The organism is Kaistella gelatinilytica, assembly GCF_015679325.1.
GTDB lineage: Bacteria > Bacteroidota > Bacteroidia > Flavobacteriales > Weeksellaceae > Kaistella > Kaistella gelatinilytica.
The window spans coordinates 1,412,925-1,436,019 of the sequence record NZ_JADPVI010000001.1; the positions used below are offsets into that span (position 1 = coordinate 1,412,925).

The following is a 23,095-nucleotide window of genomic DNA, read 5'->3' on the forward strand; positions in this document are numbered from 1 at the left end:
ATGGAGGGAATTTTCAGAAATTAGGTAAGAAGGTTTGTTTTTTCGTCAGGAAAAATAATTTTAGGCTGAAAAGTTTTTGCTTCCTCCGGAGTCATTTGCGCGAAGGACATGATGATAATAATATCATTTTTCTGAACTCTTCTCGCAGCAGGACCGTTCAAACAAATTTCACCTGATTTTCTTTTCCCTTTGATGGCATAAGTATCGAATCTTTCGCCGTTGTTCACATTTACAATAAAAACTCTTTCGCCCACGATAATACCGGAAGCTTCTAACAGCTCTTCGTCGATGGTGATACTTCCTATATAATTAAGATCGGATTCTGTGACCCGAACTCTGTGAATTTTAGATTTAAAAACTTCAATTAGCATGGCGCAAATTTAATTATTTTAATCAAAACAAGCGTAAATATTTTTATTGTTGATGCATCATGCTAATAACCACTGCGACAATCATCTGCTGCAATTTTAAGTTTGATCTGAAATAAAATCTGTTATCATATAAAAATGAATGCTAAATTAAGTAATTCACAATTTTAAATACAGGAATACAAAATTGATAATTATTCGATTGACAAAGGGTTTGGCATAATTTTAGCAGTCCACAACGTCGAATATTCGTATGGTCTCCAATTTAGTAGTTTCTGTTAATTTGGAGAAATTTATAGATTTTCTGTTAAATATTTGGAAAACATTTGCACAATATGAAAAATGTTTTATATTTGCTTTGATAATGATACTAACTTAAATAATTAATAATTATGAACAAATCAGAATTAATCGACGCTATCGCAAAAGACGCGAGCATTACAAAAGTTGCTGCAAAAGCTGCTTTGGAATCTTTCATTTCTAACGTTACATCTACTTTGAAAGAAAAAGATGGTAAAGTTTCTTTAGTTGGATTTGGTACTTTCTCTGTAGCTGATAGAGCTGCTAGACAAGGAATCAACCCTGCAACTAAAAAACCAATTCAAATTGCTGCAAAAAAAGTTGCTAAATTCAAAGCTGGTGCTGATTTATCAGGAGCAGTTATGGAAAGTATGACTGCGACAACAAAAAAGAAGAAATAATCTTTAGATTATTTTAAAAAAATAAAATCCCGATTCCTCGGGATTTTTTTGCGCTATAAATTATTCGAACAGCTTTCTTTAAGGAGCCAATCGGGAAATCTTCCAGTCGAAATCTTCCTGAAGTTCGTATATCATTCGATCATGTAAACGATTTGGGCGACCTTGCCAAAATTCAATTTCATACGGTTTCGCAATATATCCACCCCAGTTTTCCGGACGTGGAATTTCTTTATCCTGATATTCTATTTCCAGATTTTTCAGTTTTTCTTCTAGAAAATTACGGTCAGGAATAATTTGACTTTGTGGAGAAACCGCAGCTCCCAGTTGACTTCCTTTTGGTCGGGAATGAAAATAGCCATCGCTCAAATTCTCCGGGATCCTTTCCAGATTGGCTTTGATGATGATTTGTCTCTCCAGATTAGGCCAGAAAAAATGCAGACAAGCTTTGTGATTATTCTCGATGGCTTTCCCTTTTCTACTCTCGTAATTGGTGTAGAAAATAAAACCTTCCCACGTGTAAGACTTCAACAAAACCATTCTTGTTCGTGGACAACCATCACTTTCTAAAGTTGAAATTGCCATCGCATTGGCTTCAGAAATATTAGGACTTTCCTTTGCATCCGTAAACCAATCCCGAAACTGCTCGATCGGGTTTTCTTTTATTTGATTTTCAAGAAGTTGGGACTTTTCATAAACTTTTCTTTTGTCGTGCAAGTTTTCCATAAAATTTTTTATTACATTTGAATATAGGTTTTTCTATTTGACCTGCAATTCAGATGAATCATTCATACAAAGGTAAAATTTTAATTTCCACTCCGGATATTTCGGGAGATATATTTTCACGCGCAGTTGTCCTGATCGTCGACCATAATGAAAACGGTGCTTTTGGACTTATTCTGAATAAAAAAAATTCAAGAATGAGCGACAGATTGCTTCATATATTTGGTTTTGCAGTTGAAGTTTACGAAGGTGGTCCGGTAGAAAATGATAAAATTTTCTTCATCAATAAAGGGAAAAAAGTCACTGAAAATTTCTCAGAAATAAACAAAGAATTTTATCTCACTGAAGACATCGAAAATGTAGTAACCGGATTAATTGATGAACTCATTTCTGTAGATGAAATTAAGGTTTTTTCAGGCTATTCAGGTTGGGGAATTCATCAGCTGGAAGATGAAGTAAAACGAAAAATGTGGACGGTGGTTGATGTGTATAACTTAGACTATACTTTGCCCAACGATCAAACGCTTTGGAAAAATATCATGCAAAACCTGGGCGGCGAATATTTACTTTGGGCAAACGCACCTGACAATATTTCCATGAACTAACTGTACGAACGAACTACAAAACTTTAACAAAACTTTAATATTTCGCCGTATAATTTAAAAAAATTTCAATCGTTATACTCGAAGAGATTACAATATAAAAACCCGCTAAAGGACTTAAAAGGTTGTTTCGCGGGTTTGTCAATTCTAGGCGAAACTAGCTTTCCATTTTTCGACAATTTCTGTAAATCGGGTTTTCTCAAACGTTTTATTTCTGATCTTTGTAACCGAGAATAGACCTTTATCATCAGAAATCATCAAAATTTCTTCAGATTTTTGCGACTCGAAAGCGATCATTTCAGATTCCTGAATTTCAGCCAGATTATTTTTGTGAATGAATGTGACAAAATTTTCCATGAGCGGAGAAATATAAGCACCTTCCGTTGTCTTAGGAATTTTTATAACATTTCCTTCCAGGAACAAAAGGTTTCCGAAAATACTTCTTGCAATTCTTTTATTAGGATTTAAAAAGATCACATCATCCAAATCATTTTCCTTCGCATAAATTTCCGCGTAAATATTCTCCGGGCAATGCGTGTGGATCGTACTTAGAAAATTGGTATTTACGTTCACTTCTTTAATGAGATCCATTTCACTTTCACCCTGAATCGCCAAAACATCATCTAAATTTTTAACTTCAAAATAAAAAGACACATCCGCTTTTTCCAAAGCATTTTCATCTGCATTACGATAAACTAAAAGCTGAATAATTCCATCTGAAATTCCTTCATCAATAATTTTTTCCTTAAAAAGATTCTGAAAAAATTCCAACGTATAAGAAAGCGGAATATTCATCCGCATTTTGCGCATGGACGCCATGAGGAAAAAATAACATTCCTCTGCCATGATCAATTCAACATTGCGCACGAAAAAAGAAACCTTTACCGCATCACCAAAGAGAAATGCACGATTTCTAGCCTGAAAATTTTCTGAAGTTACAATAAGCTGTTCCAAAATAATTCTGAATTTAGTATAAAAAAATAATGAACGAGAAAATCGTTCATCATGTTATTTCGTTAAAAAAATTTTATGTTGCCCCTAATTTAAGTCTTAGGTTTTCGATCAAATTCTCCCAGTACAACTGGTTTTCTACCTCATCACCCGGATCGCAAAAATCCGTAATGATCAGCGCCAGATCATCGGTAATATCATCAATTACGATCGTCATTTCAAAATAGTTTTTGCTGCCTTCATCCTCTTCCCAACGGTAACGGACAAAACTTTCCGGCTTGTAACGAATAAGCGTCGCTTTTTCACCAGGACCACCGTTCCAGGTGAAGTAGAAATCGTCTCCTTTTTCTATTACGTCATCGGCAAACCACTCAGAAAGTCCTTCTGCACTTGCCATATATTCATATAAAATCTCCGACTGACAGTGCATTGGAAATTCGTATTGCACTTTCGTTTTCGCCATAAAGCCTCCTATTTTTAATGTGTCGCAATATATAAATTAAATTCTGATTTACGCAACATATTTTTTCTGAAAAACAAAATTCTGAGGAGCAACAAATTGGGACTTTCTGCAAAAACTCCACGCGCTGTCCACTGTATCCCCGATTACGAAGATTTCGCAATATGAGGCATGATATTTATCATCGGGGGATGCCGTTCCCATCCCGGCTAAAATTAAGGGAATTTTGTTTTCCGAAGGATTTTTAAGACTCGTTTAAAACTTCCAGAATAATTGCACAACCTTCTCTTATTTCTTCCAAAGATAAAGTCAGTGGTGGCGAAATTCTTAAATATTCGTTCCGGTACAGTTGCCAGAAAACAACCAAACCTTTTTCCATGCAGCGTTTTGCAACGTCTAAAGTAAATTCTGGCGAACCAAGATTTACCGCCAACATCAAACCTTTGCCGTTGATGTTTTTGATTTTCGGATGAACGAGTAATTCCCGGAATAGCTTTTCTTTCTCATCGATTTCATTCATCAAACCGCTTTCTAAAACTTCTTTTAAAGTCGCATAACTTGCTGCTGCAATCAAAGGATTACCACCAAAAGTGGTGATGTGACCTAGTTTGGGAGAATGTGATAAAGAGTGCATTATTTTCTCACAACTCATAAAAGCTCCGACCGGAACGCCGCCTCCCATTCCTTTTCCCATGACCATAATATCGGGAACGATTCCAAAATGTTCGAAAGCAAATAACTTTCCTGTTCTCCCAAATCCGGGCTGAATTTCATCTAAGATCAATAGCGCGCCAACTTCTTCGCATCGCCCTTTCAGTTTTTTCAGATAATCATCATTAGGAACTAAAAATCCTGCTGCACCCTGAATGGTTTCGAGAAGAACACAAGCTGTTTTCTCCGTAATTTTTTCTAAATCTTTTTCCTCATTAAAATGAATAAAACTGACCATCGGCAACAACGGACGAAATTCACGTTTGTGATATTCATTCCCGGAAACGGACAAAGCACCGTGGGTATTTCCGTGGTAAGAATTGTGGAAGGAGATTATTTCTTCTCTTCCGGTATATCTTTTTGCCAACTTCAGAGCGCCGTCGATAGCTTCTGCCCCAGAATTTACGAGATAGGTAACTTCTAAAGGTTCGGGTGTAGAATCTGCCAAAAGCTTGCACAATTTCACAGGCATTTCCTGAGCGTATTCGCCGTAAACCATGACGTGCAGATATTTTTCTGCCTGCGTTTTGATCGCGTTAACGATTTTCGGGTGAGAATGTCCGAGCGTATTTGCAGAAACTCCGGCCACAAAATCGAGATATTTCTTACCGTCTTTTCCATAGATGTAACTTCCCACCGCTTTTTCTACTTCGAAACCTGCGGCAAATTGCGTTGTTTGTGCTTGATATTTAAAGAAATCGTGTTGCATGTTAAAATTAATTTCTGTTTTGCAAAAGTATCCACATTTGTTTGATAACTGGCATTCCGGTTCGGGGGTTATTCCAAATAATTACTGCCCAGTAAGTATCAGTTGGTAAAGATTTTTTGGAATTGTCCTTTCCGGACCACTGGTAATTGGTAATGGGTTGATCGGGCTCGAAAACCTTTTTACCATATCTGTCAAAAATCTGCAGCTGCGTGATATTATAACTTTGTAATTTTGAAAAATCCCAGTAATCATTAATTCCATCGCCGTTTGGGGAAAAGAAATTCGGCAGATCGATGCTGTTCGACAATGATAATAGAATTATTTCTTTCACAATAAAGCATCCCGAAGATGCTGAAATTTTCAAATATACTTTTCCGAGCGTTGTCTGAAAAGAGCTGGGTGAAAAAATAATTTTAGTTAAAGCACTATCTTCATAAAAATCATACTGATTATTATCCAGATTGATAATTACTTTGGTGAGGTCATAAGTGGCAGTTCCATTACTTTCAACAACCGGATATATTTCATTAATTATTTCTGCGGTGGGTTTCAGATTAACGAATACGGTAGCTTTGACCGTTTCACACAATCCGTTTGTAGCATTACAAATTCTGTAAACAAAACGGTCATTCCCCGAAATCCCCTCATTCGGAGTATATTTCAAAGAAAAATTATTGATGGTCACAACTCCATTGAAAGGCTGACTAAGAATTTCTAACCTGGCAATTGCAGTATTTTGGTTGGGCGCCGAAAAAGATGGTGTGATTTCCAAAGTATCGCAAATAGCACCGAAATCTTTCTCAATAACAGTGTAGGGACAATTGACGACAGCAATACTGTTTGTAGTGTATTTTAATCCTGAGTAAGTTAAAACACAAGTGTAATTTCCTGGTTGCACAGGTACAAAAGTTCCGCTGTTCGCGCCGGGAATATCTACGCCATTTAATTGCCACTGAATAAGATCAAAATCGATATTATTAAGAGACAACAACATGCCTTCTTCTATACAATTTCCATTAACGGTAATGACCGGATCGTTGCTGTAACTTACGACACTTCCGGCATAACCGGAATATTCCACCCCTTCTATCTTGTTAATTCCTCCGACAAAATCGATGTTTAAACTTTTATCAGATTCAATGACTACATTTCCTTTTAAATTTTGTACCGTATTATATTTCCACCCTGGTTTACCGGTAATATCTGTTCCGCCGGAAACTGCAATCCCATTAACCTTTATATTGGCGTTTTTCTCTGATTTAATGGAGATTTTACTTCTCATATCAATGGTTCCCAACTTATCAACACTGGACAGCACGACCGTTTTTAGCTGATAATCTTTATCTAATGGATAAGATAAAAGCATTGCACTTGAACTGCCGACTCTCGGCACATAACCTCTTGGATCTTTGGGCTTGTCGTGAAAAGTAGCGAGAAGTTGATAACAGTAAATAGGTTTATCGGATCTGATGAGCATCGCAGAAGTTGGTATTTTTCTACCCTCCTCATTGGTAAAGTCTGGTTCATTACCACTAAGATATTTGTTATCCTGATAAGGACCAATATAATGCTGACCTCTTTTCAAAGTTTGAAAGGGAGCATTTTCATTATTAAAAAATAGCTTTGTGTTGTCTTCTGTGGCAACGATCAGTGATTTTTCCATGTAAAAATTACCGGCTGACATTCCATTTATTAATAAATATTCTTTCCCAATCCTATTTACGGGAAGATTTTGATCGATATTCAGACTGCCTCTGATATCCAATCCTGCATCCTGACTCAAAAAATTACCATTGGAAACAACAATTGGTTTATCAGAAGTCACTGTAGCACCGATGAGATTAGGGTCATAAAAATCATTAAAGCCATCGATTGGTGCATAATTATCTCTTTTCAATGCGGCTACAATATAGGATTGATTTTTATTGAGCGTGATGTTAATTTCATCCTGTTTTGAACCATCAGTAAAAACGAGACCTTTGCTGTAATTCTTTATTTTGATATGAGTGTCATCAGCATAAGCCATAAAACTTGCCTGATAATTAAAGCTGTACGTGCTGTTATCATAGATGATATTTTGATCATTTACAATGAAAAAAGATTTCCCTAAGGCTGTTTTACCTTTAGAAGAAATGATTTCTGTATTGGTGCCGTAAAATTTCAGATGAGCATAAAAACTATTTTCGCCAACCAGATGCAAACCTGCATTGAGATTTGTCATCGTATCTGCTATATTGTCAGCAAAAACAGCACCTATATTGTTTCCTAAGTTGTATTCTGCAGGATTATTTTTACTCAGGATAACCGTTCCAATAACCTGATCGGCATTATAAATAAATACTTTAAATGGGGTAATTTTATCAGTGGATAGGGAAACGACAGCGTTGCTGATATCACCCCCTGTTTTGTAAACCGGCGGAAACCAATGTTCTAGATCTAATTGGGCTTTTAAGTGATTTTGTATGAATAAAAAAATTATTATTAAAAATATTTTTTTCATATAAATTTATTTACAACTCAATAATTTGATATTATTTTTAATATGAAAAATTATACTTTTTAATAATTAGTCAGGAACCGTTTTAAATATGATCGCGCTTTTGTAAACCTTTACAAATCGACATCAAAATCTTGTGAGAAAATTACTTACGGACTCGCTTCGGTTTCTTCGCTTCCTCTTTTGCTTTGGCGTCGTCGATCGTTTTCCGGGCAGCATCAAAGAGCGTATCGTCTGATTCATATTTTACTTCTTGATACGCTGGAGAATCCAGGAAAATATCCTGCCATTTTCGAAGTCTGTCTTTAGTATTCCAGTTAAAATCAGGGAAAAATCTTTTCTCGCGCGCAATTTGACTCATCGGATAAATATCTGTATTTGCACCGATGTTGCAGGAAATGACCTGAACTTTTCGATCTTCAAAAAGCGCTTCGATGGTTCCACACGTTGATAAAGCAACACCGATGCGCTCTACTTCTTTCGTCTTTTCGTTCGGCTCATCTGCATAAGTAATTGCCTGTGCATTTCCGATTACTTTTGCGAGATTCACTTCATTATTCTTGTAGTAAACAGTCATCAATTTACCTTTGACCTGATTGAATTCATCTTTTTTATTGAGAGAATCTGCTTTGGTTATAGCAAAGGCGTTTCCGATCACTCTCAAGGAATCAATAAATTCATTTTGAGTATCGAAATAGGCTTCTATTTTATCACCCGTAACTTGTTTCTCTCCACTCCAGGCGATCGGTTTTCCGAAAAGATTCATGATTCCGTCGGTTTCATTAAAACTTAAAGAATCTGCTCTAACCTGAATATTTGATTTGAACATTCTGGATTTTTTATAAGCTCGCAGAAAACTTTTTTTCTTTAACGGATCTTGAGTGTCGATATTTTGATACGCCAAAATTCTTTCTGCGGAAAAATACATTGAATCTTTCTCTAAAATTTTTACTGCATAAGGTTTATCAGTCATCATGGCAGAATCTTTTTTCTCAAAGATCTCACCGTACCCTCCTTTCATATAGCGCTTTTCCTCAGGATCACGTAGCGTTACATTCCCTTTTCCTGTTCCAAATCCGGTAATTTGATTGAAGTATAGATCATCGCCGGTTAAAATTTTACCGTTATAATTAATGCGGGAATTCTTCTTCAGATATACTTCTTTGGAATTCATATTATAGGTTCCTTTTTCAGTATAGATCTGATTGGCGCTATTTTTTTTATTAATGATGGTTGTCGGACCGTTGAAAGTTGCCGTATTGGTATTTTGGTTCTGAATGATATTCACGCCTTCTACGGTATATTCAGCATTATCAATTTTTACGTTTCCTGTAAAATCGATCAGACGACTTGTTAAATCATAATTTGCCGATTTGGTGTACATCACATTTCCATCTTTGGAAATAGTTCCGCCGGTATTGAAATAAGCATTATTTGAAAGGCGGTCGTAGTAAAGTATTTCAGTTTTGATGGTTTGTCCGGGATCAGTAAGAACTACGTTTTTGCGCGCAATACCTTTTTGTGTATTTCCGTCGTATTCCATTTCACCGGATGTAATAACTGAACCATCCGGGTTTCTAAGCGTTACGTTTCCAATGGCTTTCACAAAATTTTGCTCCTGATAGAGAATTACAATATCGGCAGTTAAAACAGAACCTTGATGATCAAACTGGACATTGCCTTCAAAAAAAGGATTTCCCTCATATCTTAAAGGGTCTCTTCCAAATTTATCAGAATGGGTATGATGAACTTTTTCGGCCGTAGCCTGCTGCGTTTTTGACTGATTAAAGAATGCATCTTTGACTACAGGAACTTTGGGTTCTGTAGGAATTTGCGCAAAAATAGTGGCACTGATGAAGAGAAAAAAAACGAAAAGATATTTCATTAATTCTTTTTGGTTCCGTAAAAATAGAGTGAGTGTGAAGCAATATCTACACCAAAAGTACTTTCGATCGCATCCTTAATTCCCTGAATTCTGGGGTCACAAAACTCTATGATCTCTTCGATTTCTTTGTCAGAACCTTTTTTATAGATGACCAAATGATCATGCTGTTTATCGAAATAGGATTTTTCGTAGGACGAAGATGTCAGTGTTTTCTCCCCAAACTGATGCTTTCTGATCAATCCTGCATCCAGAAAAATTTCGATGGTGTTATAAATGGTCGCCTTCGAAACATGATATTTCTTCTGCATCATCAAAAGATAGAGATCATCTACGTTGAAATGATGTTCCATCGAATAAATTTCTTCTAAAATCGTGTATCGTTCAGGAGTGTTTCTAAAACCTTTATCCATCAGATATTGTCTAAGAACGTCCTTAATTGTTGTGATATTTAGCTCTCTATGATTGGCTTCCATTAAAAATTATTAGGTACAAATTTATCGAATTTTAAATTAATGCCTTTTGCACCATTAAATTAGAATTCTCCTATTTTTCAGAATTATAATGTCTGAAATTTACCAGCTGTATTTTTTTGTTAATCACCTTTTGATCCAGTATTGGTGCAGATTCTACTACTACATTATGAGATGAAATTCCCCACGCTTTGAAGTCATCGCTGCCGATATATTTCACAAAATTGTAAATATTGAGCGTAATTTTCTCCTTCACCGTCAACAAAGTATCGTTGATATAGGTGTTATCGATGATCACATATTTTAAATCTGGCGGAATATTATGAGCTCTCAACGAGGGATGACTGCTTCGGGTAGGAATACTTCCCTCTTCCATCATGTCTGCCAAAACATCATCGAAATAATCATTGATTCTTCTGTCGATTTTAAATCCAAGCAAGAAATTAATGCGGTAAATGGTTCCAGGCATAATTTCATCTACATTATATTTAAAGGTAAATGGATCTTCCTGATTGATAATATTTAAGATAAAATAGTGATCTGCTCTTTTTGGCTGTTTTCGCAGAATTGAATAAATTATTTTTGCTTCTACCTCATCTTCTCTTTTCGCACGACTCAAAAATGCAAGATTGGTAGCGTATTTGGGAATGGTTTCGTCGAGTTTTAAATCTTTAATAATTGAAACATATTTACTCAACTTTACGAATTTTATGAATTTTGTTTTGATCAATCTTCCGTTGTACCATGCGTACATGCATACACCAATAAATCCTGCCAAGACGACTGTGATCCAACCACCCTCGAAAAATTTAATCACGTTTGCACTGAAAAAACCAAGTTCGATTGATAGATAAACCAATCCGAACGCTAAAATTATAAATTTATTGATCCGTTTTTTATAGAGCCAAAAAGCCAGTAAAACAGTGGTCATCAACATGGTTATGGTGATTGATAAACCGTACGCAGCTTCCATTTTCCCGGATTCTTTAAAATGTAAAACCACGATCAAACAGAGTATTAAAAGACCCCAGTTGATTTTGGGAATATACATTTGACCTTTCACCCCGGAAGGATAATCGATCTCCTGATTGGGCCAAAAATTGAGCGACATTGCTTCAGAAAAAATAGTGAAAGATCCTGTGATCAAAGCCTGACTTGCAATAATCGCTGCTGCTGTTGCGATGATAATTCCCGGAATCAGCATCCATTCCGGCATTACACCAAAAAAAGGATTGATACCACCGTTGTGAACGAGATCATAATTTTTTAAAACCCAAGCACCTTGTCCAAGATAATTTAAGATCAGCATTACTTTCACAAAGATCCAGCTTACTCTAATATTTTTTGCACCGCAATGACCAAGATCCGAGTACAACGCTTCTGCTCCTGTCGTACAGAGAAAAACAGCCCCTAAAATCACGATCGCACTTGGTGAATGCACGATTAATTTGTAGGCATAATAAGGATTAAATGATTTTAGAATACTTAAATCATCCACTAAATGGGACAATCCTAAAGCACCCAAAATTAAAAACCAAATCACCATTACAGGCCCGAATAATTTACCGATCGAGTTCGTTCCAAACTGCTGCACTGTAAAAATTACAATTAAAATTACGGAGGTGATTAGTACAACTGGTGTATGTGGATTATAAATTTTCAAACCTTCAATTGCAGAGATCACTGTAAGAGAAGGTGTAATCACACCATCTGCAATCAAAGCGGAGGCGCCGATCATCGCAATGAGATAGAGCCAGCCTTTTTTAATATTTTTGATGAGAGAAAAAAGCGCCAAAATACCACCTTCGCCTTTGTTATCAGCACGAAGCGCGATCATCACATATTTCACGGTAGTTTGCAAAGTGAGTGTCCAGATGATGCAGGAAAGCGCACCTTCGATATATTCATCGAATGGCATATTCCCACCATTGGTCCTCGCGTTCACAATGGCTTTCATTACATAAAGAGGAGATGTTCCGATATCGCCGAAAACGATTCCGAGAGAGACTAAAACGCCAATCGTGGTGAGTTTTCGGGTATTAATATGTTGACCTCCTTCAATTGTTGCAGACATTCAATAATATTTAGGATGCAAATTTAGATTAAAAACCAATTCTGAAATGATTTTTTGAAAAAAAAACTAAAAAAAAAACTCTCTTTCGAGAGTTTTAATTTTTTATGCTTTGATGTACATGGCATTTTTAATTTCTTCCTTCACTTTCTCTAGTTTCGGGAACCATTCTGCGAAAAGAGCAGAAGAATATGGAGCCGGCGCATCGGGAGTGGTAATTCTCTTGATCGGCGCATCTAAATAATCAAATGCTTTTTGCTGAACCATATATGTAATTTCTGAAGAAACCGATCCAAAAGGCCACGCTTCTTCTAAAATAACCAGGCGATTTGTTTTCTTCACCGATTCGATCACAGTATCAAAATCTAAAGGACGAACGGTACGAAGATCGATCACTTCAACAGAAATACCTTCTCTTTCTAAATCATCAGCGGCTTGTAGCGCCAATTTCATAATTTTTCCAAAAGAAACTAAAGTCACGTCTTTTCCTTCTTTTTTAATATCTGCTTTTCCGATCGGAAGGTAATATTCTTCTTCAGGAATTTCCATTTTGTCACCATACATTTGTTCAGACTCCATGAAAATTACCGGATCATTGTCTTGAATTGCACTTTTTAAAAGGCCTTTCGCGTCATAAGGATTTGAAGGAACGATCACTTTTAAACCAGGAATATTGGCAAACCAACTTTCCAAAGCTTGAGAGTGTGTTGCTCCCAATTGACCTGCAGAAGCGGTTGGACCACGAAAAACAATTGGGCAGTTCCATTGACCACCACTCATCTGACGAATTTTCGCAGCGTTATTGATAATCTGATCAATTCCTACCAAACAAAAATTAAAGGTCATATATTCTACGATCGGTCTGTTTCCGTTCATGGCAGAACCAATTGCGATCCCTGTAAAACCAAGTTCAGCAATCGGTGTATCGATTATTCTTTTTGCACCAAACTCATCTAACATTCCTTTAGAAGCTTTGTAAGCACCATTATATTCTGCTACTTCCTCACCCATCAAATAGATAGATTCGTCTTTTCGCATCTCCTCACTCATTGCCTGCGCAATCACTTCTCTAAAAGTATATTCCTTCATAATAGATTGAAAAATTAAAGTACAAAAGTAAAGATTTTTTCGCAAACCATTAAACGATACGCACAAAAAAAAGCAACTCTTTCGAATTGCTTCTGTTCAAAATTTAATTTGAAATTATTTTACCTGATACCAGGTTTGGCTTCTTCCGATGAATGAGAATCCGATAAATCCTCTAACATTTAGTTTGTCACCATCTTTCGTAATAGTACATTTATAAGTTTTTCCTGTTTTTGGATCAGTGATCGTACCACCGGTAAATTCATTACCGTCTTTTTTCATGTCGCGGATCACTTCCATTCCCAAAATTGGTTTATTTTTTCTGTCATCTTTACAATCGATGCAATTTGCATGTTCAGGTTTGATGAGAAGTTGAACCACTTTTCCGTAATATTTACCATCTGCTTTTTTGGAAATTTCTACGATAGATTTTGCCTGTCCCGTTTCGTCGTCAATGGTTTTCCATTTTCCTTCGATTTGAGCATAAGAAAGTGTTGCAAACATAAGCGCAACGAAAGAGAAAATTATTTTTTTCATTTTTAAAATTGTTTTAATTTTTAGTTGGATAAAAGTAACTAAAAAAAGTTAAATACCAAATTATTAATTATTCTTAGCATACATTACAAAATAGATACCACAAACTTAAAAATCAAAAAATTATTGAAGTAATAAACCTAATTTAGTTTTCTATTGATAACGCGGTCCATATAATCTTGATACCAGGCTTTGGCTTTTAACTCTCCCAATTTTATTTCTGGCGTATTCACTTTTCCCAGAAGATTATTCTGATACCCTAAATCTTTGAAATCATAGATCCCTGTAAAATCTTTACCATCAAAAAGATAAATGTAATTACCAATGATAAACTGTTCTACTCCACTGGAATTCACGATAATTGATTCCTCATTTTTATCTGAAACCAAACTTCTGCCCCAACTTCTTATTTTTTTATTATAGCCCATTAAATCAGCTAAAGTCGGATAAATATCGATCTGTTGCGCCGGACTTGTAATTTCGCCTTTCAAATTATATTTCGGATTCGGTGAATAAAGCAAGATCGGAATTGCAAAACGGTTCATTGCTTTTTCATATTCCGGATACCCAGTCTGATTCGTATGATCAGCAACTAAAACAAAGATCGTGTTGTTATACCACGGCATTTTCTTCGCCGTTTCAAAAAACTTTTTCAGCGAATAATCAGTATAACCGATCGGTTCGTCAATTTCTAAAGGACCTTTTTTAAATTTTCCCTGGTATTTTTCCGGAACTTTAAAAGGATGATGCGAGGAAACTGAAAACAAAGTCGCCATAAAAGGAGATTTTTTCCTGTTCAGAGTATTTGCAAAAAACTGGAAAAAAGGTTCATCCCAAATCCCCCAGATCCCATCGAAATCAGCATCATTGTTATATTCTGTCTTCCCGTAATAATGTTTGAAACCCAAAATATTTCCAAAGCCCAGAAATCCCATCGAGCCATTTGGAGCGCCGTGAAAGAAAGAAGTATCATAACCCATTTCGTTGGAAACAGAAACGATAGACTGAATTTTTTGATTCGAATAAGGGGAACTCGTAAAAGCATCTTTCAAACTCGGGATTCCCGCCAAAACAGAACTCATTCCGTGGATCGACTGTCTTCCATTTGCAAAAGCATTCGTCGCAATTAAACTTTGAGTCGCCAAACTGTCGAAAAAAGGAGTGTAAGAAACAAAGTTTTTAATGTTGGTATTTTTGTTAAATGCACCGGAATATTCTTTACCGAAACTTTCGAGAATAAAAATAACGATATTCGGTTTTGGCTCTACTTTTTCCCGAACATACAATTTATAAGGTTTGATGTTTTCATCAATGAATTTTTGATCTACAAAGTGAACTTCTTTAAAATTATTGGTATCAATGGTTCGGAAAAAGGAGAAAACGCTGTTCAAAACAACATTTGCCTGAAGAGGATTTTTCACAAACCGATTCGCATCTACCAAATTAATCGGTCGTGTTGAATGTTTGAAATCACCGCGAATTCCGCCCACAACCAACGTAGCAATTATGCATAAACTAACGATGGAAGAGATGAAATAGACTGCTTTTTTTTCGGGTTTGAATTCTTTTACTTTTACTTTTTTATAAAGGAAGATCCAGAAAATCATCATGACGACGAACCAAAAAATAACAAACGGATGTTCTATAACCGAAAGAATAAATATTTTTCCTAAATTATTTTCATGCTGTGCGACGTTCATCGCAGCCGTTGTTAATCTCGCCTGAGAAAATTTATAATAAATAAAATCACCGAAATTCATTCCGTACGCAATTCCATTTGTGATGAAATAGAGGTAAAACAGAAATTTCTGGTAAACCTTTTTGGTATTGATAAGAATAGGGATCAAACTCAACAGAATAAAAAGCGAGTTCACGTATAAAATTGCTGTGGTATCAAACGCAAATCCATGGAAGGAAATGCTTAAATAGTCTGAAACAGAATCGATTTTGATGAGATCCTTATTAAAAAACCAAAATAAAAAACGCGCGATCTGATAGAAGAAATACGCCAAAAATATTCGGTAAAAAAGGGTGAAGAGTTCCTGTAATCTTATTTCTTTCATGAAATTGATTCAAAATTAGGCTACAAATTTACATTAAATTCACCTTTCCATATTAATTCGTTTTTTCATTTGTAATGCTAACATCAATTTTAATAAAAACCTTACTTTTGCTTTTATGAATTTTATTAAAAATAATCTCGCAAACGCTTTTACGCTCGCCAATTTGTTTTCAGGAAGCATTGGCGTAATTCATTTGATCACGGGGAATTATAAGATCACCGCCATCTGCATTATTCTGTCTTTAATCCTGGATTTTTTCGATGGATTTATCGCAAGAGCAATGAAATCGAATTCGACTTTAGGAGCGCAACTCGATTCTCTTGCAGATATGGTGAGTTTCGGTTTATTGCCGGGAATTGCGATGTATAAAGCTTTGGAACCATTTGGAAATCAATTATTTGGAATAGAACTTCCTTTTGAAATAAAATATTTCGGTTTATTCATCACCGTTTTTTCTTGTTTGAGATTGGCGATTTTTAATTTAGATGAAGAACAAACTTATTATTTTAAAGGTTTAAATACGCCTTCAAATACAATTTTAATCTTTGGAATTTTCTATCTTTTAAATGTGTATGGTTCAAAACCAATGGAATCGTCGTCTAAATTTTTACTTTTTATTTTTGAATATATTGATTTATTTTTACTCGCCTTAACCTTCATTAGTTCCTGGCTTTTAATAAGTCCAATAAAAATGATTGCCATGAAATTCAAATCGATGAAATTAGAAGATAATTATCCGAAAATCACTTTATTAATCGGATCAATTTTAATTTTAGCAATTTTCAGAATCGTGGGAATTCCACTTGTCATTATTTATTATATTTTGATCTCCATTATTTTTCAGAAACAACTAAAATAGATGTTAGAAGTTAGATGAAAAAGCCATCAAATCAACTCATTATCAAATTTTCAAATTAAAAAAAATGAATTTAAAACTCCATAAACCGCTCTGTATTTTCGATCTTGAAACAACCGGGATCAGCGTTGCAAAAGACCGGATCGTAGAAATTTCTATTTTGAAGGTCAATCCAGATGCATCGCGCGAAAGCAAAACGTGGCTCGTAAATCCTGAAATGTTTATTCCAAAAGAATCGACTGCAGTTCATGGAATTACGGATGAGAAAGTGAAAGACGCGCCGAAATTTAAGGAGATCGCATCAAAGGTTATAGAAATGATTTCCGGCTCCGATCTGGGTGGATTTAATTCGAACCGTTTTGATGTCCCGCTTTTGGCCGAAGAACTTTTGCGTGCAGGGATCGATTTTGATTTAAGTAAATTTAAACTCGTCGATGCACAGACGATTTTTCACAAAATGGAACCTCGAAATCTGACGGCCGCTTATCAGTTTTATTGCAAAAAAGGTTTAGAAAATGCACATTCCGCCGAAGCCGATGTTTTGGCAACGTTTGAAGTTTTAGACGCGCAAGTTGGACATTACGACGAACTTCCAAATGACATCGCGGGTTTGAGCGAATTTTCTTTCCACAACAAATTTGCTGATCTCGCCGGATTTATCGCTTTTGATGAAGATGAAAAAGAAATTTTCAGTTTTGGGAAATACAAAGGACAAAGAGTGAAAGACGTTTTCCAGAAAGATCTGGGTTATTACAGCTGGATTCAAAACGCTGATTTTCCTTTGTATACGAAGAAAATTTTGACAGGAATTCAGTTAAGAAGTAAATTTTAAATTCTTTAAATACCTCGTTTTATGGCATCACTTGTTAAATTTAAATACTACACCAACAGTCTTGAAGCCAATCGCGACAAGCAGATTTTGAAGAATAATGGTCTCGAAAGTTTTATTGCCAATGAACAAACCATTCAGTCAGACTGGCTTTTATCGCAAGCTTTGGGTGGAATTCAACTTCAGGTTTTTGAAGATCAAAAAGAAAAAGCAACTGAAATTTTAAAGAATTTCCTGGAAAACGAACATACTTCCTTAGAAGTTGAGCACACGATCTCAAATCCTGATTTCAAATTTACCTGTCCGAAATGCGGATCAAATCATTTGTATCGCGACGAAAATCCCGGTGGATTGTTTGGTGTTTCGCTATTGGTATTAGGATTTCCGATCAAGGCTCCGAGTCATCTTTACCATTGCTATTACTGCGATAATGAATTTCAGGCTTAACCTTTAAAAATAGAAAAAACTCAATTTTAAAAATATTTATATCGCTATGAAAATAATTTGCATCGGTCGAAATTACGCTGAACACGCCAAAGAATTGGGAAATGAAATCCCCGAAAATCCCGTTATTTTTATGAAACCCGATACGGCAGTTTTAAAAAAAGGCAGCGATTTCTATATTCCTGAATTTTCAAATGACATTCATTACGAACTGGAAGTTGTTTTGAAAATATCAAAAGGAGGGAAATATATTCAGGCAGAAAACGCCGATAAATATTATGAGGAAATTGGTTTGGGAATCGATTTTACAGCGAGAGATCTTCAAAGCAAATTAAAGGAAAAAGGACTACCGTGGGAACTGGCGAAAGGCTTCGATGGAAGTGCTGTTTTGTCTGATTTCTTTAAAAAAGAAGATTTCGATATGAAAAATCTTAATTTTTCTTTACTAAAAAACAAAGAAAAAGTTCAGGAAGGTAATACTTCAATGATGCTTTTTTCTCCGGAAAAAATTATCGAATTTGTGTCGCAATATTTCACTTTGCGATTTGGAGATTTAATTTTCACCGGAACGCCAAAAGGAGTTGGGAAAGTAGCAGAGAACGATAATTTAGAGGCTTTCCTGGAAGATAAAAAAGTTTTTGATCTAAGGATTCAATAAGTCTCAAAAAACGAAGCTAATAACCGATTTAGGGCACTTCCTTTTTTTATTACGGAAAAAAAACCGTAACTTTAATCAACAAAATTAAACACCATGGTTAATATTATTTTACCTGTAGATTTCGGAGATTCTACTGAGGATTTGCTAAAAGGAGCAATAAAATTTGCAAAAGAGATCAACGGTAAGCTTTGCCTTATTCACGTTGCACCTGCAGACATCGGTTTTGCAATTGGCGATATGGGATTTCAATATTTCCCGGAAGTTGAACAGAATGAGATCAAACAAGAACTTTTTAGTCTTAATAATCTGCAGCAACGTATTTTAGCAGAAGGCGTTGATTGTGAACATTTGCTGAAACAAGGTATCGCAGGAGATATTATTTTAGATTTTGCAAAGGAAAAAAATGCAGGATATATGGTGATGGGTTCCCACGGGAGAAGCGGCATTTACGACGTTTTTATTGGAAGTTTGACCAAAGAATTAACGCGACGCGCAACCATTCCTGTTCTGGTAATCCCTGTTCATTAATAACCTGATATTTTTACAAAAATAAATCCCGAAATTATTGCAATTTCGGGATTCTTATAATAAAAATAGGTATCAATTATTTAGCTTTCCTTTTTGTAAATTTTTGGGTCATAGTAAGGAAAATGACCTTCAGTTGGTGAATGGTATTCCTTATCTTTGTTTCCACCCAAAGTAGAGATCAAAACATAACACCAATAGCAAAATAATGCAGTTGCTACGAAGAATAAAATCCAGTTTACAAAGTTGGCTGCAAAGTCGAAAAACCCGAACGACCATTTGAAAAACCTGCTTATTAATAGAAATATTGATGTCATTATTTTCCTTTTTTAAATTAACTTTGCACAAATTTATAAAAAATGTTTCGATTACTTTCAAAAGAAAGCAATATTTTTTCAATACCTGTTTACATTGGCGTTCTTCTCTTAATTGTGATCGGATTCAACTTTCTCGATTTCAATACCTTAGATGTTTTTTCGGCAGTCATTACTTTTGCAGGAATTGCACTGGGTTATTTCTGTTTTAATGCGATCGCGCTTAATTATCAAACACATCTTCCTTTATTTTTATATACGGTCATTATTTTTTCCCTTTATCTTGGTGATCTGGATATCGGAATTGCTGTTTCCCTCTTCACCAATTCGATCATACTGCTGCTTTTAACGAATATCGATATGGTTGTTCGCAAGAATTCCTATATTCTGGTTGGAGCTATTTTGGCGATCAATTTTATTTTTCTACCCACAACCTGGCCGATGACACTTTTTGTAATTCTGCATATTATTGGGACTTCAGATAAGGTTGGTTTGCATTTTTTCCGTTTGATCTTTGGCATTTCTCTCATTGCAATGTCTTATTTCGGGATCGCCTATTTTTTGGGAATGAATTCCTGGAATCCGGTTTATTTCCCTTTTGGTCAATTTGAAATCTCCAAACATCTTATCAATCTGATCTGGCTTTTGCCCATTGGTTTATTATTGCTTCACGCAATGATGGATCATTTCAGGAATTTTAATCAAAAAAGTCCGACCAGTAAGTTTAAATATACTTTTCTGCTCATTTTTTCTCTAGCGCAGTTAATTACCATCGTGCTGTACATGGGAAATCATTATGAATACTTACTTTTGCTCGCGCTTCCGGCTTCGATCATACTAAGTAGAATGCTCAAATTTCTGCCCAAATACTGGATGAAAGAAATGGGACTTTGGTTGATAATTTTCTCCCTCGTCCTTTTCAAACTCGCCAATTATTTTAAATTTAATATTTAATAACAATGATTCAAATTGAAGATAAATTAATTTCTGAAGATGTTTTTTCTGAAGAATTCGTGTGTAACCTGAGCAAATGCAAAGGTGCATGTTGTGTAGCGGGAGATGTTGGAGCTCCTTTAGATAAAGATGAAACAGTAATCCTTGACCGAATTTTTGAGCAGGTTAAACCTTATCTGCGTCCGGAAGGAGTAAAAGCTCTGGAAGAACAGGGAACCTGGGCGATCGATCCGCAAGACGGCGATTATGTAACACCGATGGTTAATGGAGCAGAATGCGCTTATGTAATTTTTGATGAAAAAGGAATTACGAAATGTGGGATTGAAAAAGCTTATGAAAACGGAGCTGTAGATTGGCAAAAACCGATCTCCTGCCACCTTTATCCGATCCGTGTTGATGAATACAGAACTTTCACTGCATTTAATTATCACAAATGGGAAATCTGCAACGATGCCTGTATTTTAGGAAAAGAATTAAAGGTTCCGATCTACAAATTTTTGAAAACTCCTTTGATCCGAAAATATGGCGAAGATTTTTATAAAACACTTTGCGATGCAGCTGATGAATGGAAAATCGAATACGGTTCCTAAATAATTTATATCTTTAAATAAAAATGTCAGAACATTTCGAATTTTTAGATGTTTACAAAGCGATTATTTCTTTGATCGCCGGCTTGATTCTGGGTTTTGAAAGAGAAATGAAAGACAAATCTGCAGGTTTAAAAACGATTACGGTCATCACGCTGGGCTCGACTTTATTTTCAATTCTTTCCTACAAACTTTCGGGAACAGGCGATCCCACAAGAATTGCATCTTATATTGTAAGTGGAATAGGTTTTCTTGGAGCCGGAGTTATCTTCAAAAACGGATTTAATGTTTACGGATTAACAACCGCCGGAATTATCTGGATCGCTTCTGCAATTGGAATGGCAATTGGTTTTGGCGAGGTTTATATTGCTTATACTTTTTTAATTTGTGCCCTGATCATTATCTATTCTGCGAAATATTTAACGAAACGGTACATGCCGCATTATCACAATAAGATCTTGAAATTCACTCTAACTACGGAACGGTTTTTTACTAAGAAATCAATTTTGAAAGAGCTTAGAGGCATTGCAAGTGAGGTTACGGAAGTTGCATTTGAGAAAAATAATAATAATTTCATCCAGATTACCGTAGATCTGCATATCAGTTCGTCGGCAATTGAAAAATTAGAAGATTATCTCATCAGTAATAAAGATCTGGAAGCTTTTACCTATTAAGAATAAAATTTTTTAAAACAAACAAATCCGTCTCATTGCTGAAACGGATTTTATATTTATTAAAGTACAATTACTTTTTCAATTCTTCTAAAAACTCGTCGTGAGAGATTTTAGTTTCTTTTTTAGACGCTTTTTCCAGGATGACATCTTTCAATTTAGCCATTCCAACTTCAGAAGAAATCTGACGAACCTGCTCCTGATCTTTCAGCATCTCGATCGCATATTTTTGAACTTCATCATCACCCAAATGGTGAATTCCGTAAATCGCCAACTGATTTCTTACCAACTGTTCCGCTTGAGCTAAAACATCAGAATATTCCAGTTTGATTTCGTTATCATTCATCAATTTACCTTCGAGGATCTGGTATTTCAATTGATTTTTTTCAGCCTCCAAAATTTCTTTAGCCTGGTTTTCATCATTGATGTTTGCATTGCTGTGCATTAACCATTTTACCAAAAATGCTTCCGGAAGTTTTACATCTTCTTTTTCGTTGATCTGCTCCAAAACCTTGTTTACGAAATGTACATCTGCATTTTGCTGAAAATATTCATCCAACTCAGTTTTCACTTTCGCTTTCAGTTCTTCTTCAGATTTCACAGTATCTTTTCCGTACACTTTATCGAATAGATCCTGGTTCAATTCAGCTAAGTTCAAACTGAAGAAATCTTTTACTTTCACTTCGATCTCGTTGTGATGTAAATGCTCAACTTCTTCTGCATTAAAACTTAATTCCTTTGCCAACTCTTCGTTCGCAGCCAGATCAGCTTTTGAAACTTTCACTGATTCGTCTTTTTTCAAAGATTTCACCAATTCGAAAGCCACTTTTTTAGTCGCATCGATCGTAATATTTTTTGGCGCGTGCTGGTGTTCTCCTTCTGCTCCTTCCTCAACAACCTGGCTGATCTCTAAAGCAATGGTAGAATCGTCTGCGATCGCATCTTGCGGAACCTGCTCAGCAAAACGCTTCTGCATGTTCTCGATACTTTGTCCGATCTCTTTATCAGAAGCTTCTACTTTGTAGTGAGGCGCTTCATATTTAGAAAGATCAATTTTGAATTCTGGTTCATAACCAACTTCAAAAGCAACAGACAACTGTTCTGCGTTATGATTTAATTCTTCAACAGGCTGCGGAACCGGCTGACCAACCAATCTGAAATTATTATCGTTAATATAACCGTTCAAAGCTTCAGAAACCTGTTTATTAATCTCTTCAAAAGCAATACCTGCTTCATATTGTTTTCTCACCATGCTCAATGGCACTTTTCCCTTTCTGAATCCAGGAACCTGTGCATTTTTCGCAAAGTTGTGCAATTGCTTTTCAACTTTTTCTTTGTAATCCGACTTATCTAATGTAACGGTAAGTAAAGCACTTACGTCGTCATGATTTGTAGCTGTAACGTTCATTATAATTAATTGAAATTTAGG

Annotated in this window: 24 protein-coding genes; 10 read left to right on the plus strand and 14 right to left on the minus strand. The window is 35.6% G+C overall.

The window, feature by feature from the left end; genetic code table 11:
* Positions 1 to 20: 20 nt before the first annotated feature.
* Positions 21 to 371 carry an aspartate 1-decarboxylase gene (panD, locus tag IV494_RS06305; protein ID WP_196079292.1) on the minus strand — a complete coding sequence of 117 codons (351 nt, stop codon included), beginning with the start codon at positions 369 to 371 and terminating at the stop codon, positions 21 to 23.
* Positions 372 to 760: 389 nt separating this feature from the next.
* Here panD and IV494_RS06310 point away from each other — a divergent pair, with 389 nt between their 5' ends.
* Positions 761 to 1,069 carry an HU family DNA-binding protein gene (locus IV494_RS06310; protein WP_039354327.1) on the plus strand — a complete coding sequence of 103 codons (309 nt, stop codon included), beginning with the start codon at positions 761 to 763 and terminating at the stop codon, positions 1,067 to 1,069.
* A 78-nt stretch (positions 1,070 to 1,147) separates the two neighbouring features.
* On the opposite strand, the gene pdxH is transcribed toward IV494_RS06310, so the two are convergent.
* Positions 1,148 to 1,792 carry a pyridoxamine 5'-phosphate oxidase gene (pdxH, locus tag IV494_RS06315; RefSeq protein WP_196079293.1) on the minus strand — a complete coding sequence of 215 codons (645 nt, stop codon included), beginning with the start codon at positions 1,790 to 1,792 and terminating at the stop codon, positions 1,148 to 1,150.
* A 53-nt stretch (positions 1,793 to 1,845) separates the two neighbouring features.
* Here pdxH and IV494_RS06320 point away from each other — a divergent pair, with 53 nt between their 5' ends.
* Positions 1,846 to 2,394, plus strand: a complete 549-nt coding sequence (locus tag IV494_RS06320; RefSeq protein WP_196079294.1) for a YqgE/AlgH family protein — start codon at positions 1,846 to 1,848, stop codon at positions 2,392 to 2,394.
* A gap of 144 nt (positions 2,395 to 2,538) precedes the next feature.
* Here the strand turns inward: IV494_RS06320 and IV494_RS06325 are convergent, their stop codons facing one another.
* From IV494_RS06325 to IV494_RS06370, 10 genes are all read right to left on the minus strand, one after another.
* The gene (locus IV494_RS06325; protein ID WP_230379919.1) at positions 2,539 to 3,345 is read right to left on the minus strand and encodes an aminotransferase class IV; all 807 of its coding nucleotides are present in this window, start codon (positions 3,343 to 3,345) and stop codon (positions 2,539 to 2,541) included.
* A gap of 73 nt (positions 3,346 to 3,418) precedes the next feature.
* Positions 3,419 to 3,805 (minus strand): START-like domain-containing protein, encoded by a 387-nt coding sequence (locus IV494_RS06330; protein WP_039354336.1) that lies wholly within the window; start codon positions 3,803 to 3,805, stop codon positions 3,419 to 3,421.
* A 241-nt stretch (positions 3,806 to 4,046) separates the two neighbouring features.
* Positions 4,047 to 5,222, minus strand: coding sequence for an aspartate aminotransferase family protein (locus tag IV494_RS06335; protein WP_196079295.1), 1,176 nt, complete (start codon positions 5,220 to 5,222; stop codon positions 4,047 to 4,049).
* 7 nt (positions 5,223 to 5,229) lie between these two features.
* Complete coding sequence (locus tag IV494_RS06340; protein ID WP_196079296.1) at positions 5,230 to 7,722, minus strand: T9SS type B sorting domain-containing protein; 2,493 nt, start codon at positions 7,720 to 7,722, stop codon at positions 5,230 to 5,232.
* 142 nt (positions 7,723 to 7,864) lie between these two features.
* Positions 7,865 to 9,604 carry an OstA-like protein gene (locus tag IV494_RS06345; RefSeq protein ID WP_196079297.1) on the minus strand — a complete coding sequence of 580 codons (1,740 nt, stop codon included), beginning with the start codon at positions 9,602 to 9,604 and terminating at the stop codon, positions 7,865 to 7,867.
* Complete coding sequence (locus IV494_RS06350) at positions 9,604 to 10,077, minus strand: Fur family transcriptional regulator (RefSeq protein ID WP_039354343.1); 474 nt, start codon at positions 10,075 to 10,077, stop codon at positions 9,604 to 9,606. The genes IV494_RS06345 and IV494_RS06350 overlap by 1 nt, the downstream gene beginning before the upstream one ends.
* Before the next feature lie 70 nt (positions 10,078 to 10,147).
* Positions 10,148 to 12,148 carry a KUP/HAK/KT family potassium transporter gene (locus IV494_RS06355; protein WP_196079298.1) on the minus strand — a complete coding sequence of 667 codons (2,001 nt, stop codon included), beginning with the start codon at positions 12,146 to 12,148 and terminating at the stop codon, positions 10,148 to 10,150.
* Between the two features lie 102 nt (positions 12,149 to 12,250).
* Positions 12,251 to 13,234 carry a pyruvate dehydrogenase complex E1 component subunit beta gene (locus IV494_RS06360; protein WP_196079299.1) on the minus strand — a complete coding sequence of 328 codons (984 nt, stop codon included), beginning with the start codon at positions 13,232 to 13,234 and terminating at the stop codon, positions 12,251 to 12,253.
* Between the two features lie 114 nt (positions 13,235 to 13,348).
* On the minus strand, positions 13,349 to 13,768 hold the full coding sequence (locus IV494_RS06365) for a DUF2147 domain-containing protein (protein WP_039354349.1): 420 nt from the start codon (positions 13,766 to 13,768) through the stop codon (positions 13,349 to 13,351).
* 137 nt (positions 13,769 to 13,905) lie between these two features.
* Positions 13,906 to 15,828 (minus strand): LTA synthase family protein, encoded by a 1,923-nt coding sequence (locus IV494_RS06370; RefSeq protein WP_196079300.1) that lies wholly within the window; start codon positions 15,826 to 15,828, stop codon positions 13,906 to 13,908.
* 115 nt (positions 15,829 to 15,943) lie between these two features.
* On the opposite strand from IV494_RS06370, the gene IV494_RS06375 reads away from it, so the two are divergent.
* The 5 genes from IV494_RS06375 to IV494_RS06395 all read left to right on the plus strand — a co-directional run bounded on the left by IV494_RS06375 (position 15,944) and on the right by IV494_RS06395 (position 19,143).
* The gene (locus tag IV494_RS06375) at positions 15,944 to 16,687 is read left to right on the plus strand and encodes a CDP-alcohol phosphatidyltransferase family protein (RefSeq protein WP_196079301.1); all 744 of its coding nucleotides are present in this window, start codon (positions 15,944 to 15,946) and stop codon (positions 16,685 to 16,687) included.
* A gap of 64 nt (positions 16,688 to 16,751) precedes the next feature.
* Positions 16,752 to 17,516, plus strand: coding sequence for a 3'-5' exonuclease (locus IV494_RS06380; protein ID WP_196079302.1), 765 nt, complete (start codon positions 16,752 to 16,754; stop codon positions 17,514 to 17,516).
* A gap of 21 nt (positions 17,517 to 17,537) precedes the next feature.
* Positions 17,538 to 17,960, plus strand: a complete 423-nt coding sequence (locus tag IV494_RS06385) for a putative signal transducing protein (RefSeq protein ID WP_196079303.1) — start codon at positions 17,538 to 17,540, stop codon at positions 17,958 to 17,960.
* A gap of 46 nt (positions 17,961 to 18,006) precedes the next feature.
* On the plus strand, positions 18,007 to 18,615 hold the full coding sequence (locus IV494_RS06390; RefSeq protein WP_196079304.1) for a fumarylacetoacetate hydrolase family protein: 609 nt from the start codon (positions 18,007 to 18,009) through the stop codon (positions 18,613 to 18,615).
* Positions 18,616 to 18,708: 93 nt separating this feature from the next.
* Positions 18,709 to 19,143, plus strand: coding sequence for a universal stress protein (locus tag IV494_RS06395; RefSeq protein ID WP_196079305.1), 435 nt, complete (start codon positions 18,709 to 18,711; stop codon positions 19,141 to 19,143).
* A gap of 80 nt (positions 19,144 to 19,223) precedes the next feature.
* Here the strand turns inward: IV494_RS06395 and IV494_RS06400 are convergent, their stop codons facing one another.
* Entirely contained in the window at positions 19,224 to 19,457 is a 234-nt protein-coding gene (locus IV494_RS06400) for a DUF6341 family protein (RefSeq protein WP_196079306.1), read from the minus strand.
* Between the two features lie 42 nt (positions 19,458 to 19,499).
* On the opposite strand from IV494_RS06400, the gene IV494_RS06405 reads away from it, so the two are divergent.
* Genes IV494_RS06405 through IV494_RS06415 form a run of 3 tightly spaced genes read left to right on the plus strand, consistent with a single transcriptional unit; the run spans position 19,500 to position 21,669 of the window.
* The gene (locus IV494_RS06405; protein ID WP_196079307.1) at positions 19,500 to 20,408 is read left to right on the plus strand and encodes a DUF6427 family protein; all 909 of its coding nucleotides are present in this window, start codon (positions 19,500 to 19,502) and stop codon (positions 20,406 to 20,408) included.
* Between the two features lie 5 nt (positions 20,409 to 20,413).
* The gene (locus IV494_RS06410) at positions 20,414 to 20,998 is read left to right on the plus strand and encodes a DUF3109 family protein (protein ID WP_196079308.1); all 585 of its coding nucleotides are present in this window, start codon (positions 20,414 to 20,416) and stop codon (positions 20,996 to 20,998) included.
* A gap of 23 nt (positions 20,999 to 21,021) precedes the next feature.
* Positions 21,022 to 21,669, plus strand: a complete 648-nt coding sequence (locus IV494_RS06415; protein WP_196079309.1) for an MgtC/SapB family protein — start codon at positions 21,022 to 21,024, stop codon at positions 21,667 to 21,669.
* A 70-nt stretch (positions 21,670 to 21,739) separates the two neighbouring features.
* On the opposite strand, the gene IV494_RS06420 is transcribed toward IV494_RS06415, so the two are convergent.
* A complete protein-coding gene (locus IV494_RS06420; protein ID WP_196079310.1) occupies positions 21,740 to 23,074 on the minus strand; it encodes a trigger factor in 1,335 nt (444 codons plus the stop codon).
* Positions 23,075 to 23,095: the final 21 nt, after the last annotated feature.